This window comes from Promicromonospora kroppenstedtii DSM 19349 (genome assembly GCF_000515355.1).
Classification (GTDB): Bacteria; Actinomycetota; Actinomycetes; order Actinomycetales; family Cellulomonadaceae; genus Promicromonospora; species Promicromonospora kroppenstedtii.
This window is the reverse complement of the sequence record NZ_KI911757.1, coordinates 4,565-4,904: the sequence shown is the minus strand read 5'-3', so window position 1 is coordinate 4,904 and position 340 is coordinate 4,565. Positions and strand designations below refer to the sequence as shown.

At 72.6% G+C, this 340-nt stretch carries 1 protein-coding gene; it reads right to left on the bottom strand.

Features of this window, described 5'->3' with window-relative positions:
* Window positions 1-340: iron chelate uptake ABC transporter family permease subunit (locus PROKR_RS26615; RefSeq protein WP_036969854.1), on the bottom strand; the 340-nt coding region annotated here is incomplete at both ends.

Sequence of the window (340 nt, the reverse complement as noted above, 5' to 3'; positions counted from 1 at the left end):
GCCACGGCGAGCACGATCAGGCGGCTGCGCTCCAGCCGCACGCCGACCAGGCGGGGCGTGTCGTCGTCGAGCGCGAGCAGGCCGAGCTCGCGCCGCACGATCACGGCGAGCGGGACCGCGAGCGCCAGGACGACGACCACGGGCAGTACCTGCTCAAGGCTGCGTCCGTAGGTGGTGCCCGAGAGCCAGGTGTAGATGCGCGGCGTGTTCCAGGGGTCGGAGCGCAGCAGCAGGAAGGTGGTCAGCGCGGTGGTGAGGTAGCCGAGGCCGATGCCGATGAGCACGAGCCGGTCGGCGTGCAGGCCGCCGCGCCAAGCCAGGAGGTAGACGGCCGCGAAGG